The 13,506-nt window shown below is 41.7% G+C and carries 11 protein-coding genes; 4 read left to right on the forward strand and 7 right to left on the reverse strand.

Features of this window, described 5'->3' with window-relative positions; translation table 11 throughout:
• Positions 1-22 precede the first annotated feature (22 nt).
• Positions 23-1,180: an aldo/keto reductase gene (locus ACIZ62_RS17585; RefSeq protein WP_414150794.1), complete on the reverse strand. Its 1,158-nt coding sequence runs from the start codon at positions 1,178-1,180 to the stop codon at positions 23-25.
• A 300-nt stretch (positions 1,181-1,480) separates the two neighbouring features.
• The gene (locus ACIZ62_RS17590; protein ID WP_414151875.1) at positions 1,481-1,822 is read right to left on the reverse strand and encodes a zinc ribbon domain-containing protein YjdM; all 342 of its coding nucleotides are present in this window, start codon (positions 1,820-1,822) and stop codon (positions 1,481-1,483) included.
• A 358-nt stretch (positions 1,823-2,180) separates the two neighbouring features.
• On the opposite strand from ACIZ62_RS17590, the gene ACIZ62_RS17595 reads away from it, so the two are divergent.
• From ACIZ62_RS17595 to ACIZ62_RS17610, 4 genes are all read left to right on the forward strand, one after another.
• Complete coding sequence (locus tag ACIZ62_RS17595; RefSeq protein ID WP_111888706.1) at positions 2,181-2,759, forward strand: TetR/AcrR family transcriptional regulator; 579 nt, start codon at positions 2,181-2,183, stop codon at positions 2,757-2,759.
• Positions 2,760-2,890: 131 nt separating this feature from the next.
• Positions 2,891-4,666, forward strand: coding sequence for an oleate hydratase (locus tag ACIZ62_RS17600; RefSeq protein ID WP_414150795.1), 1,776 nt, complete (start codon positions 2,891-2,893; stop codon positions 4,664-4,666).
• 338 nt (positions 4,667-5,004) lie between these two features.
• Positions 5,005-6,498: a DUF1538 domain-containing protein gene (locus tag ACIZ62_RS17605; RefSeq protein ID WP_111889772.1), complete on the forward strand. Its 1,494-nt coding sequence runs from the start codon at positions 5,005-5,007 to the stop codon at positions 6,496-6,498.
• Entirely contained in the window at positions 6,485-7,168 is a 684-nt protein-coding gene (locus ACIZ62_RS17610) for a P-II family nitrogen regulator (RefSeq protein ID WP_414150796.1), read from the forward strand. Before ACIZ62_RS17605 ends, ACIZ62_RS17610 begins: the two co-directional genes overlap by 14 nt.
• A 125-nt stretch (positions 7,169-7,293) precedes the next feature.
• Here the strand turns inward: ACIZ62_RS17610 and ACIZ62_RS17615 are convergent, their stop codons facing one another.
• The 5 genes from ACIZ62_RS17615 to ACIZ62_RS17635 all read right to left on the reverse strand — a co-directional run bounded on the left by ACIZ62_RS17615 (position 7,294) and on the right by ACIZ62_RS17635 (position 13,258).
• Complete coding sequence (locus ACIZ62_RS17615; RefSeq protein ID WP_414150797.1) at positions 7,294-8,367, reverse strand: radical SAM/SPASM domain-containing protein; 1,074 nt, start codon at positions 8,365-8,367, stop codon at positions 7,294-7,296.
• The gene (locus tag ACIZ62_RS17620) at positions 8,367-9,002 is read right to left on the reverse strand and encodes a TetR/AcrR family transcriptional regulator (RefSeq protein WP_111888702.1); all 636 of its coding nucleotides are present in this window, start codon (positions 9,000-9,002) and stop codon (positions 8,367-8,369) included. Before ACIZ62_RS17620 ends, ACIZ62_RS17615 begins: the two co-directional genes overlap by 1 nt.
• Positions 9,003-9,111: 109 nt before the next feature.
• The gene (locus ACIZ62_RS17625) at positions 9,112-10,191 is read right to left on the reverse strand and encodes a uroporphyrinogen decarboxylase family protein (RefSeq protein ID WP_111888701.1); all 1,080 of its coding nucleotides are present in this window, start codon (positions 10,189-10,191) and stop codon (positions 9,112-9,114) included.
• A 181-nt stretch (positions 10,192-10,372) separates the two neighbouring features.
• Positions 10,373-12,364, reverse strand: a complete 1,992-nt coding sequence (locus tag ACIZ62_RS17630) for an FAD-dependent oxidoreductase (RefSeq protein WP_414150798.1) — start codon at positions 12,362-12,364, stop codon at positions 10,373-10,375.
• Positions 12,365-12,589: 225 nt separating this feature from the next.
• Positions 12,590-13,258, reverse strand: coding sequence for a TetR/AcrR family transcriptional regulator (locus tag ACIZ62_RS17635; RefSeq protein ID WP_414150799.1), 669 nt, complete (start codon positions 13,256-13,258; stop codon positions 12,590-12,592).
• Positions 13,259-13,506 lie beyond the last annotated feature (248 nt).

Raw genomic sequence — 13,506 nt, forward strand, 5'->3', positions numbered from 1 at the left:
TAAGGCGCGGAGATTTAAAGCATCAATTTGATTCTAAAACGACTCTGACATTTTTTAATTCCTCGATAATGGCAATATTCTGAGGACAATGTTCTTCACACTTTCCACACTCAACGCAATGAGAGGCTTTGGCATCTTGAGGAAACATTGTGCTATAGAGAGATTTAGCTTTTTCTAGGGTATCAAAGAGATAGGCATTGTTATAAAGCGAAAAATGTCCCGGAATATCAACTCCGGATGGACATGGCATACAATACCGGCAATTTGTACAGTTGACCTTCATTTTTTCTGTTATTGTTTTCTTGGCAAAATCCACTAACGCCAGTTCTTGATTGGTTAGTGAATTGGCTGCACCTGCATTGGCAGTATTGATATTATCGATCACCTGCTCCATCGTCGTCATACCACTGAGGACCACGGAAACTTCAGGATGATTCATGACCCACCGCAGCGCCCATTGAGCCGGAGTTCTTTTGATTGGCGCTTCGTTCCAGGCGGCTAAAACTTCCTGGGGTAATTTATCAACCAGAGCGCCGCCTCTGACGGGTTCCATAATGGTGATTCCCATTCCTTTGCTGGCCGCATATTCCAGGCCTTTCTTACCGGCCTGATAGTTTTCGTCCAGATAATTATATTGGATTTGACAAAAAGACCAATCATAAGCATCGACAATTTCGACAAATAAATCAACATCATCATGAAACGAAAAACCGGCGTATTTGATTTTTCCGTCTTTGATCGCCTGATCAAGAAATTCAAGGGCTCCCAGATTTTTCAGGTTTTGCCAAAAACCTCTGTTGAGTCCATGCAGCAGGTAAAAATCGATTGTATCCGTTTCCAGCCGTTTTAACTGTTCATCCAATAATCGGTCCATATCGGCTCGTGACTGAATTAACCATGACGGCAGCTTGGTCGCGATGTTAACCCGTTCACGATAACCATCTTTTAAGGCCCGGGCCACAAAAAGCTCGCTCTCTCCACCTTTGTCAAAACCAGTGCCATGATAAGGATAGGCCGTATCGATATAGTTCACACCATGATCAATGGCATACCTTAACATCTTGATGGCTTTTTCATCATCGATATTGGATTGAACCCCGTCGATAACCGGCAACCGCATACAACCAAACCCTAAAACTGAAACCTCTTCATTTGTTTTTCCGAATTTTCGATACAACATCTTTTTTCTCCCTAATTATAAATTTAAACAATTTGCGATAAACTGTTTAGTCTAATTAATTTGTATTGAATTATTTGTCTACTATTACTATACTACTATCTGATCTTTAGTCCAAGTTAAAATCTTTTATTTTTTAAATCGGCCTATAACTACCTTATGAAGATTTAAATATTTGATTTCGTCAATTCAAAAAAATAGCCCACTGATTTTCTGCCAGTAAAAATCAGTGGGCTTTTGTTTGTTTCACTTTGCTTTTTTAGTTTTTTCCTAGGCGAGTCTGTACCATTTTAGTGCTAATGATTATGCCTTTTTAACAAACTCTGATTTTAGAGACATGGCTCCAAAACCGTCAATTTTACAATCGATGTTATGATCGCCGTCAACCAGACGGATATTTTTTACCTTGGTGCCTTTTTTGAGATCCTGGGAACTGCCTTTTACTTTAAGGTCTTTGATTAAGATAATCGTATCACCACTACTTAAGACGTTTCCGTTTGAATCTTTGATACTCTTTTCATCGTCACTGTTTTCGTCTGTTGCATCTATGGTCCACTCATGGGCACACTCTGGACAGATCAACAGTTCTCGATCTTCATAGGTATATTCTGAATTACATTTAGGGCAATTCGGCAATTGTTCCATGTATTGTTCTCCATTCATAATTGGTTTTTCTCGTGGTACGAGTTATTCATACTATCATAATCTGATCCACTTGACAAGTCATCCCGATGGCTGCTTTGATTAATTTATGCTTGTCATATTTTAATGTAATCCACTCTTTTAAATTCTGGCAGTCTTTTAAAAATGTTAGTGCTGCATAGTCATCGAAGCAATCCTATTGAGCGTGTAATTTCTTCACTGAATGTTCATTGATTGCTTTGCTGAATTCAACTACATAATATCATATCCTGATGATGTCAAAGAGTTGTTAAGCATTCGCTCGCAAAAAATATGATATACTTCAATAAAAGATCAATCAATACATTTGGGGGAGGTAAAAATGTCACAAACCACCAAAAAAGCGCTGGAAATTTCGCTAAAAAATCTGCTTTTAAAAAAGCCCTTGGATAAAATTACAATTAACGATATTGCCTCGGACTGTGGAATTAGTCGAATGACCTTTTACTATCATTTTAAAGATATCTATGACCTCGTGGAATGGTCCTGTGTCGAAGATGCTTCAAAGGCTCTCAATGGTAAAAAAACCTACGATACCTGGCAACAGGGATTTCTACAAATCTTTGAAGTCGTGCTCGACAACAAGCCCTTTATTATGAATGTCTATCATTCCGTCAGTCGTGAGCAAGTTGAAATATATCTTTATAAATTAACCTACAAACTGATGATTGATGTTGTTGAAGAACAAGCGATCGGCATAACCATCCGTGAAGCGGATAAAAAATTCATCGCCGATTTTTATAAGTACGCCTTTGTCGGCTTAATGCTTGAATGGATCCGTGGTGCCATGCAGGAAGATCCTAAAATCCTAATCGATCGCCTTGCTACACTGCTACAAGGACAAGTTGCCACCGCCCTTAACCAATTCCGCACCGATCGACCTCCCAGGTCTATACTATGAACAACCTATTACAAAAAGAGTGCTTTGATCAGAGTTTTATCAAATCACTCTTTTTGTTTATATCAAATTATGACGATCTTTACTACAATGAACCCATAAACAAATTTGAACAATAAACGGAGGTTATTACTATGTATTATTCCAGCGGAAATTATGAAGCTTTTGCACATCCACTGAAACCGGACGGCGTTGACCAAAAATCAGCCTATATTGTCGGTTCTGGACTTGGTGCTCTGGCATCGGCCTGTTTCCTGATTCGTGACGGTCAAATGCAAGGTAAACATATCCACATTCTCGAAAAAGATCCGATTCCAGGCGGAGCCTGTGATGGATTTCTCTATGAAGGTCTTGGTTATGTGATGCGGGGGGGACGTGAAATGGATAACCACTTTGAATGTATGTGGGATCTGTTTCGATCAATTCCCTCAATCGAAACCGCAGGTATCAGTGTTCTTGATGAGTATTATTGGCTCAACAAAGCCGATCCAAATTTTTCACTGATGCGAGCGACTGTCAATTGTGGCGAAGATGCCCACACCGATAAAAAATTCGGTCTTTCGGATCAAGGTGCGATGGAAATTATGCATCTTTTCTTCACCCCAGATGAACAGCTCTACAATAAGCGTATCGACGAATGTTTCAGTAATGAAGTCCTTGACTCCAACTTTTGGCTATACTGGCGAACCATGTTTGCCTTTGAAAACTGGCATTCGGCATTAGAGATGAAACTTTATATTAAACGATTTGTTCACCATATCGGCGGTCTTCCCGACTTCACCGCTCTGCGCTTTACCAAATACAATCAGTACGAATCGATGATTCTGCCAATGATCAACTACTTAGAGTCTTTTGGTGTCCAATTTCATTACAATACCAAAGTTGTCAATGTCGAATTTGATATTAACATGAACCAAAAAAAGGCCACACAAATTGTTGTCTTTCAGGATGGAAAAAAATCATGCATTGATCTAACCGAGAATGATCTCATTTTCATTACCAATGGCGGCTGTGTGGAAAATTCGACGCTGGGCAACCAAAATGAACCCGCCCCTTACAATAAAGAAATCAAAGAAGGTGGTGGATGGGATATGTGGCGCAAAATCGCTGCTCAAGATCCATCCTTCGGAAATCCCGATAAATTTTGCTATGATCCCGAACAAACCAACTGGATGAGTGCTACCGTCACCACTCTTGACGATAAAATTCCACCTTATATTCAAAAAATCTGTCAGCGCGATCCTTTCTCCGGGAAAACGGTTACCGGAGGTATTGTAACCGCCAGGGATTCTAACTGGTTGTTGAGCTGGACCTTCAATCGTCAACCGCAGTTTCGCTCCCAACCGGAAGGTCAACTCGTCGGCTGGATTTATGGCCTGTTCAGTGATAAACCCGGCAACTATGTAAAAAAGACCATGCGCGAATGTACCGGCATCGAGATATGTATGGAATGGCTGTATCATCTTGGTGTGCCGGAAAGCGAAATTCCTTCACTTGCTCAAAATAGTGCTAACACCATCCCTTGCATGATGCCTTATATCACCGCCTTTTTTATGCCTCGTGAAGCTGGAGACCGGCCTTTAGTCGTTCCTGAAAATGCGGTGAACTTTGCCTTCTTGGGTCAGTTTGCAGAAACAAGACGCGACACCATTTTCACGACGGAATACTCAATCCGCACCGCCATGGAAGCCGTCTACACACTTCTTGATATTGATCGTGGCGTACCGGAAGTATGGGGAAGTACTTACGATATCCGCGATCTCCTGACCTCAACCGTCAAGCTTCGTGATGGCAAGAAAATAACTGATCTCGATCTGGGTGATCAGGAGAAACTGGCTTTGTTTGAAGTATTCAGACGAATTCAGGGAACTGACCTTGAAAAGTTGCTAAAGACGTATCAACTATTTTAAGTTAGAATAATCTATCTCGCATCAATAAGCCGACCTCTATTACACTATTTCTAACGATTTTAGAAAAACCGGCAAAATATTCTTCCCTAAAACAGAGACACCTCTTCAATCAAGGTTGTCTCTGTTTTTTATAATTGTCTTAATTAAACTAAAATACGCCATTAGCCAAATTTAGGACTACGGTTGTCCTTATTTATCTTCTTTGGTATAATGATACCATAATTATTCGTTACCTCATAAATTTTTATAATCCACTAGTTGCCCGGTAAGATCGTTCTGCTTGTTGATTCTCGTAATTTCCTCCACCACAATAAAAGTTTAGAAAGGAGTTGGTTATTATTAGCATTCTTTTCGAGAAATTCAGAGAGGTTCTGGTTTCAGTCTTGCCGATCACGCTAATTGTCGTTATTCTAAGTTTTACTCTCGTTTCCATTGAAGTCCCGATTATGTTGCGCTTTCTGCTGGGTGCACTCTTTATTGTCGTTGGTCTGACGATCTTTCTCTTCGGCGTGGATCTGGGTATTGCACCAATCGGAAATTTGATGGGAACGCACATTACCAAAAGCAATAAGGTCTGGATTGTCATTGTTTCAGGCTTACTGCTTGGTTTTTTTATCTCCGTTGCCGAACCCGACCTCCATATTCTAGCTGGTCAGGTAGCCCTTGTTTCTGCCAATGTTATTACTAAAACTGAAATCATTATCTATGTGTCCGTTGGAATCGCCTTACTGTTAACCGTTGGTTTTTTAAGAATTATTTATAACAAATCTTTAAGTATTCTGTTGACCATCCTATATGGGCTGATTCTAATTGTTTCTCTTTTTACCAACGAAGCATTTCTGGCCATTTCATTTGACGCCTCTGGAGCCACCACTGGGGCGATGACCGTTCCCTTTATTCTGGCTCTATCGATGGGGATTTCTTCATTAAAAAGGGGACGCGCCTCCGAGGATGACAGCTTTGGTCTGGTTGGCATTGCCTCCACCGGTGCCATTCTTGCGGTGATGCTAATGAGTGTGTTAAAGGGGACCAAAGAAATAGGCGGCAGCCTTGACAGTGAATTGTCCGATTCAACCGCTGTTTTCCTGCCATTTATCCAAAAGCTGCCGACCATGCTTTACGAGGTCGCCCTGGCCCTTTTGCCGATTGTCATTGTCTTTGTTGTTTTTCAGATGCTCGCCTTTAAACTAAAAAAGAAGCCCCTTAAACGAATCATCAAAGGCCTGATTTATACCCTAATTGGTCTGGTTCTTTTTTTAACTGGCGTTAACGCCGGGTTTATGGAAGTGGGAACCCTGGTCGGTTATACCATTGCTAACTTTGATAATAAAGCCATCCTGGTTGGCATTGGCGGTCTGCTTGGACTGGTGGTGATTCTGGCTGAACCGGCGGTTTATGTCCTTACCAAGCAAATTGAAGATGTCACCAGCGGCTACCTAAAACGACGGGTAGTACTGGTTGCCTTATCCCTGGGGGTATCTCTCGCTGTAGGCTTGTCGATGTTGCGCATCGTCATTCCGGAAATCAAACTCTGGCACTATCTGTTGCCGGGTTATCTTCTTGCCATTGTTCTAAGCTATCTGGTACCGAAGCTTTTTGTGGGGATGTCTTTTGACTCTGGCGGGGTATCATCCGGCCCCATGACGGCTACCTTTATTCTTGCTTTTGCCCAAGGTGCCGCCGCATCCATCGAAGGAGCGAATGTACTGATAGACGGTTTTGGACTAATTGCCATGGTGGCCCTGATGCCAATCATTGCCTTGGAGATTCTAGGCCTGATCTTCAAAATAAAAACGGTAAAAGGAGGCATTTTCGAAGATGAACACACTTGAAAACACACTAAAAAAAAGCTATGAAATGCTGGCTGTCATTGTCAATTTCGGCGTTGGTTCCAAAGTTTTGCATTTGGGAAAAAGATATGGAATTTCTGGAGGAACCATTTTTCTGGGAAAAGGCACCCAGCACTGTTTGCTCAACGATTTTTTTGATATCTGTGATGAACGGGTGGAAGTGGTTCTAATGATCGCCCAAACTGAAAAAATCGAATCAGCCGCCGAGGCGATTAGCCAGAAATTTAAATTCGTCAAAGCCAATCATGGCATTGCCTTTACGGCGGCGCTTAATAATTTTTTAGGCGTTCGAAATTGTTTCTATGATAAAACGCATGAAGAAAAAGGAGTCAATAAAACAATGTATGAAGCGATATTTGTGATTGTCGATCGCGGCAATGCTGAAACGGTTGTCGGTGCGGCAGAAGCAGCCGGTGCTAAGGGTGGAACCATCATGAATGCCCGAGGCTCGGGAATTCATGAGTATTCAAAACTCTTTGCCATGGATATTGAACCGGAAAAAGAAGTAGTAATGCTAATCCTGGAAACTGCGAAAACAGAAACAGTCGTCAACGCTATTCAGGACGCTACTGAAATGAGCAAACCCGGGAATGGGATTATTTTTACCATTGGTGTAAACCGAACCTATGGGCTGTACCAGAACAATCACTAATCTGACCCTGATTCGGTAGCTTTTTTTAATTGACGCTTCCGGCCGGAGACCAGAACAGGTTAATGTGTTTATTTTAAACGCATTAACCTGTTCTTATTTGAAGACTTTGATAAACGCTTTACGATTTATGCCAACAATTCTTCAACCTGATCTTTCACCTCAAACAAGGTACATCCGCCATGTTTTCCGGCACTTTTAGCAATCTCCCGGAGATCGAAAAAATACTGGGAGCGAAGCACAGCTTCCACCGAATCACTGGTCAGGTTTTGAATGGCATAGGGTGAAAAGGGGCAGGGCTCGGCATCACCATAGGGATTAATATGAAAAAATCCCCGTCCCGAAGCCAGACATCCGCCCATTTCCTCCTCGTCGCCGGGGAATGATAGAATCACCATCTTACTAAAGCTTTTTTTCAATTGTATACAAATTTCCTGTAATTGCTTAATCTCTGCTTCTCCCAATTCCAGATATTCGGTTCCCTCTTCTGCCGGGACATATTCAATATACAGGCTGACGCCGCAGCCTTTGTCCTCCAAAGCTTCAAGAAAATTTTTTCTGGTTACCAGCCCCATGTTTTCTTTAGTCACCGTAATCGATACCCCAAACAGGATTTTGCGCTTTTTCAAGGCTGCCATGGCCGCTTCAATCTGCTCATAGGTACCCACCCCGCGGCGGGAATCGGTTTCTTCGGCATTGCCTTCGATACTGAAAATGGGGATCAGATTGCGATGTTGATCAAGAAATGCAATGGTCTCCTGATCCAACATGGTACCATTGGTAAAGATCGGAAAGATGATGTTTGGATACTCCCCGGCCAGCGTAAGAATATCCCGGCGTAAAAAAGGTTCTCCACCAGCCAGCAGAATAAAAGCGACCCCAAGGCGCCCCGCCTGGTTAAAAATATTTCCCCATTGACCGGCCTTCATCTCCGCTTTGCCAGTCGTTGTGCCACAGCCTCCGCCAGCCCTGGCATAACATCCGGCACAGTGCAGATTACATTGGGAAGCGATACTGGCGATCAGAAATGGCGGCACATGCAAGCCTTCTTTTTCCTGTTTTTTTCTTCTGGCCGTGCTTTTTGCCATCTCCGGTAGAACGCTCATCAAAAATGCGCGGCCTTTGTTATTCCCCAGATAGAATCGACCGGCGGTTTTCATAATTTGGGTGATTCCCTGATCCATCATACTATTTAAATTCATCAGCTTTCCTCATTTCTTATTTGATAAATTGATGCAAATTGTTCGATGTGTGCTATCAGCAGAGCCATTGCTTCGTCTTCTTTTTCCGGCATACTATCGTATTGGCATAAAAGCGTGTAAAATGGTGAATAAAACTGCAACGCCATAATCTGGGGCGGACCTTCTTTAAAGGTTCCCTGCCTGATCATCTCAGTAAATAAATCAGTTTGAAACTGGATGGCGTCATTAAAAAACCAACTGCATAATGTCTTAGCTGCATCACTGTTTTTATACTGCTCGATGGTTAACATTTTACGAAACTTTGATGCCTGTGGATCTTTAAGAAAAAAAAGAAAAACAGCCTCACAGGCTTTTTTAAGCCAGACCAGATCATTGCGGCCATATTCCCTGGCGACACTTTCTAACTCACCCTGAGGCAGCCGGTAAAAGGTTACGGTTTCTTCAAATTTTTCATTCATCCACGTAAGCAAGGTGTCATAAATGGCCTGCTTACTGGCAAAATGCTTATACAGTGAACTGTCTTTAATTCCCACTGCCTGGGCGATTTCTTTAACCGTCACACTTTGATAGCCTTTTACCGAAAACAGATTCAGTGCTTCCTCTAATATTATTTCTCTGGTATTGCGTTTTGTCATCACTTCTCCTTAAACTTCCTGTCAAAAATTAAAGCTAGCGTTCATTAGCTTTATTATAGCTAATGAACGCTAGCCTGTCAAGTCAGGTTTTAAAATTATTTTTTCGCTATTAATTTCGACCAAAGCGCTGATTGTAATAGGTTAGCGAATAACGATACAGCTCATCTCTGGCAATGTCTTCCTGATCCTGATTAAAATTTTCGGTCATGATCCAGCACATAACCCGACCATTTTCACCAAAATGATCGACAAATTCCCGAACCGCTCTGCGTATTTCATCTTCTTTCCATTGAGGCTCAATCATCAGCGGAAAGGTAAAAGTCATTACTTTTCCATAGGTGGAATGAAGATAATCCGGTTCATTAATAAATAGCTGGGGAGTCCACATATCTATTCCCATTTCCAGCATCATCGGCACATATTGAATATTCTTGCCGCAGGAATGGAGTTCAATAAAGGCAACCTTTTTCTTTAGATAGTCCATAAATCGTTTGGTGGCTGGCATGATCTGTTCCCGAAACATCTCATTGGAAAAAAAACCAGATCGCTGGGTACCCCAGTCATCATGATAAAGAACCCCATCGATTCTACCATAATAATCAATGATCTTTTGTGTCGATTCAATCTTGTAATCCGCCATTTTCTGAAAAAATTCTTCCAGTAACTCCGGTTCTTCATAAAAAGCCATCAGGCTTTCTTCAAAGGGAAGCATTTCGTGGAGCCGCTCAAAAATGCCTTCCACACATTCATAGACATGGGGCCGTTCCGGGTCCAACATTTTCTGGATCTTCTGCCCATCGGTTCTAAAATCCACCAGGGATAAATCCGGCCAGTTCAGTTCTTCCTTCCAACGCGAAAAATCTGAAATGGCTCGGGTATCTGGCTTGGTAATCATTCCACCAGCTGAATCAACCATTATCCAATTGACACCCCACCAATCATAGCCATCGACCTCAGGCACCGGGTGCTCTTCCATCGCGTCCGGCCAGACAATATTGGATTCATAAAAATAAGCTGGCATCCAATAGGGCTGCTCACCTTTGGCACAGCGAATATAATTCTCCCTGACACCGATCACTCGTTTCTCAATGGGTGGTTTAGGCTGTTGAAAAATCCAGGGGAAACTCCCTGGTGCCTGCCATGACTTTGAATAATCCCGATTTGCTGCCACTTCCATAAATTTACTCATTATTGTTCCTCCTACAAGATAACACAGTGCCTCTCATTGAGCATCTCCAAAAAAAGAAAACCTCAAACTTAATTTTGCCTATCACTACGATCTGGACTATGCTTATAAAAACTTGTTTTTTACACCGCATCTGTATCTAAGCGATTCAGGTTTTTTACGCTCTCGAACAGACAGCGCCAATTTATAGATGAACCGCTATTTTAAACGCACTATTTACAGCTTCGGCAATATTACCAACTTCAATCGCATCTCCAACCACAAAAACTTCAGTTGGCGGCGCACTCTGACGCAGTTCATCAACCAACTGATGTCTTGGAACCATTCCAACCGCCAGTAACACCGTGTCCGCAGACAGGGCATGCTCAGCTCCGGTGGTTAAATCGTCGTAGTAAACAGTCTGCTCATCAATGGACTTGAGTTTTGCGCTGGTGATTACTGGAATCTTAAGCGTTTCTATCTTTTCCAATAGGTCCTGCATCGTACCACTGGCGGTCATAAAGAGGTTAGACAGATCTGGCGCCATTTCAAGTACCGTTACCTGCTTTCCTTTTTCAGTCAGTTCAATGGCCGATTCAATCCCAATCGCACCACCACCAATGATCACGATCTGTTCTCCCACAGTAACACATCCCATTTCACCATCAGGTGCCCAATGAACATGGGGTAAATCGGCCCCGGGAAGATTTGGAATCAGAGGATCGGCTCCTACTGCCAAAATCAGAGCATCAAATTGCTCAGCATCCAGCATTTCTGCCGTTACTTCAGTATTCAAATGAATCGTTCCCAATGATTTTTCAGCTTGACGAACCAGATAATCCCGATAATCCTGCATGTCAATCTTAAATTTGGGCGAAGCCGCAGTAATAACATTCCCGCCCAGTTGATCTTCTTTTTCGTAAAGAACAACCTCGTGCCCCCGTTCACAAAGAGTCAATAAAGCCTGAATGCCGGCTGGACCGCCACCAACTACGCCAACCTTCCTTTTTATCTCAGCTTTAGGAATTTTACCATAGGGAAATTCATCAATATTAGCACAGAGTGGGTTAACCGCACAGCCGATTACTCGGGGCATAATCAATCTCTTACCGCAATACTGACAACGTATACATGGTCGATGGTCTTCTTCCTGACCAAGGGCATATTTTCGTGGCATCGCCGGATCAGCAATTAGCGGACGACACATCGCGACAAAGTCTGCTTTTCCAGAGGCAATAATCGCTTCCGCATCTTTGATATTCATAATCGAACCAACGGTAGCAATCAGTAAATCTGGGAAGCATTTTTTGATATCCGCAGCAAAATGAACATTATACATCCGGTCCATCATGGAGTTTTGCCACCAATAACGCATGTACGCAAAATCACCGTGAATTCCCGCAGAAACATGAAGAATATCAATTTTATCTTTAATCAACTCAATAAACTCAAGGGTTTCTTCAAAATGCATGCCATCAGGATGAATTTCATCTGCTGAAATTCGAAATTCAATGACAAAATTTTCCCCAACTTTCTGTCGCACGGCATCCAACACTTCGATACAGAACCGGGCCCGGTTTTCCAGGGAACCGCCATATTCATCGGTGCGTTTATTAAAGAGTTTGCTGGCAAACTGAGAGATCAGATTCCCGTGTCCACCGTGAATCATACAAACTTTCATACCGGCTTTCTGACAACGATAAGCGGCCATCGCATATTTATCAACGGTTTCTTTAATTTTTTCATGGCTCATTTCGATGGTAGAAATAGGCTCTCGCCCACCGGCCTTAGCACGTTCCATTTCCGCCGGAGTGATGATGGCAGAAGCTGAAATAGCCGGATGTCCAATTCTAAAAGGATCGGAGTCCATGCCGCAATGATTGATTTCAAGCGAAGCCTGACACCCAAAACTTTCACACATTTCGGCAAATTGAGAGAGCGGAAGAATACATCCGTCGGTACCTAAATCTAACTGACGTTCTTCATCGCTGGATTCGGCCCGATCAATCACCGAATTGCCAACATGGATCATGGCCGTTCCACCCTCAGCGATGGGTTTGAACCAGTCAATAAATTCCCGGGAAACCCGGCCATCCCGGTCAGCACGGTTTGGTGATGGCGGTGCCATCTCGATGCGATTTTTAAAATCAACACCACGGATGCGAATGGACTCAAAAACATGGGGATAATTATTCATAGTTTATACCCTTTCGTTATTTAATTTATTTTACGAAAGTAAGTATACCATGAAAATTTAAAAAAACGCAAGAGTAATATTAATCACAATTAATATCAAGAAATTATTAAGCTTTTTAATGGCTATAAATAAGCATTGTATAAAAATTATAGCCGCTAATTGAAATTAGTTTTTCCGTAATATTAAGCTTTTACAAACGGTAACCCTTGATCAGAATAAATCATGTTATTTAAAGTCAATTACAAAGTTTTTTTTAATCGCTAATTCTGGCATGTTTTTTTCAAATTCTTCCGAAACAGCTAAAATTTCATCAATCCGATCAACCTGTCTTAACAACAACAGTAATGTTTCAATCGCAGCATCTGTAAACTCTTTATAGGAACAATCGACTTTTCCCATTTGATGAGCCAGACACGTAGCCTGACGAAATCCGAACTCTCCATAATTAAGCAGCTTTAATTTGTAAATCGGCAAATCCAATTTGCAGATTTTAACTAACTCCTGAAAATACTCTTCATTAACAGCCTCTTCTTTTATCTGAATGTTTTCATTCATAATCTCCCAATAAAAAAGATTCAGATTCCGATTAGTACTCATCAGACTCCCATGAACCCGAATTTCAATGGCAGTTGCAAGAAGAACATCGTAACTGATATTATTTATATTAAATTGTTCTCTGACCATGTTCTTTATTCGATTCATATACTCGTTGTAAACCAAGGTAGCCAGTTTTCCTTTTGATCCATAGTAATAAGCCACCAACGCACCATTCCCATTGACCGCTTCCCCTAACTGCTTATAAGTCGTCTTGATATAACCGTTTTCATAAAAAAGCACTTTTGCAGCATTGTATATTTTTTCTTTCATTTCTGTTTCCGGTTTCATTTTTTTCATTTTAAAAAACTCCCAACTTTCTTAACGTTGTTATGCATTAATTAAGTGCAAGATTTTGACTTTGGATTATGATGGCGCCATGTTTCAATTTAAAACTCACCCAACATCATGGTATTAGTCAAACAAAGGATCCCATTATGACAAAAACTAAGCTTGTTTATTTTTTAAACAACTACCCGATCATGCAATAAGATACAATCATTTTCACCGTAATGTATCTCAGTGTCAAGTGAAAATAACAAATCAAT

The organism is Acetobacterium carbinolicum (genome assembly GCF_047456275.1).
In the GTDB taxonomy this organism is placed as follows: domain Bacteria; phylum Bacillota; class Clostridia; order Eubacteriales; family Eubacteriaceae; genus Acetobacterium; species Acetobacterium carbinolicum.

Excerpts from the sequence above, each read along its gene's own strand:
- ACIZ62_RS17590 (WP_414151875.1), bottom strand. The coding sequence starts at position 1,822 with ATGGAACAATTGCCGAATTGCCCTAAATGTAATTCAGAATATACCTAT.
- ACIZ62_RS17600 (WP_414150795.1), top strand. The coding sequence starts at position 2,891 with ATGTATTATTCCAGCGGAAATTATGAAGCTTTTGCACATCCACTGAAA.
- ACIZ62_RS17635 (WP_414150799.1), bottom strand. The coding sequence starts at position 13,258 with ATGAAAAAAATGAAACCGGAAACAGAAATGAAAGAAAAAATATACAAT.
- ACIZ62_RS17585 (WP_414150794.1), bottom strand. The coding sequence starts at position 1,180 with ATGTTGTATCGAAAATTCGGAAAAACAAATGAAGAGGTTTCAGTTTTA.
- ACIZ62_RS17620 (WP_111888702.1), bottom strand. The coding sequence starts at position 9,002 with ATGACAAAACGCAATACCAGAGAAATAATATTAGAGGAAGCACTGAAT.
- ACIZ62_RS17625 (WP_111888701.1), bottom strand. The coding sequence starts at position 10,191 with ATGAGTAAATTTATGGAAGTGGCAGCAAATCGGGATTATTCAAAGTCA.
- ACIZ62_RS17595 (WP_111888706.1), top strand. The coding sequence starts at position 2,181 with ATGTCACAAACCACCAAAAAAGCGCTGGAAATTTCGCTAAAAAATCTG.
- ACIZ62_RS17630 (WP_414150798.1), bottom strand. The coding sequence starts at position 12,364 with ATGAATAATTATCCCCATGTTTTTGAGTCCATTCGCATCCGTGGTGTT.
- ACIZ62_RS17615 (WP_414150797.1), bottom strand. The coding sequence starts at position 8,367 with ATGAATTTAAATAGTATGATGGATCAGGGAATCACCCAAATTATGAAA.
- ACIZ62_RS17610 (WP_414150796.1), top strand. The coding sequence starts at position 6,485 with ATGAACACACTTGAAAACACACTAAAAAAAAGCTATGAAATGCTGGCT.